The 261-nt window shown below is 53.3% G+C and carries 1 protein-coding gene; it reads right to left on the bottom strand.

From position 1 onward, the window contains the following. On the bottom strand, nucleotides 1-261 hold a 261-nt coding region (locus MM817_RS16685; RefSeq protein WP_241717200.1), incomplete at both ends, for an MBL fold metallo-hydrolase.

The following is a 261-nucleotide window of genomic DNA, read 5'->3' as shown; positions in this document are numbered from 1 at the left end:
CCTGTTGAATCACGTCAGACACTTGCTGTGCCAGTGCTTTTTCTTGTTGTGCTCGATTCTCATGTAAGCGTGAGCCGTAGGTGGATTCCGAGATGACCGCATCATAGCGCGTGCCGTGTGGTATGCGAAGGCCCCCGATGAGACGTCCAGGTGCAACAGAATAGTCTCCTGTAAAGAGGACACTCCCCTCGTCGTTGGTCTCAAACCCAATGGCCACAGCCCCTAAGATATGACCAGCGCTATAGGTTGATACGCGAATCC

It is taken from the genome of Sulfoacidibacillus ferrooxidans (assembly GCF_022606465.1).
GTDB classification, from domain to species: domain Bacteria; phylum Bacillota; class Bacilli; order Alicyclobacillales; family SLC66; genus Sulfoacidibacillus; species Sulfoacidibacillus ferrooxidans.
The sequence above is the reverse complement of the archived record's forward strand: the minus strand, read 5'-3'. Positions and strand labels throughout refer to the sequence as shown.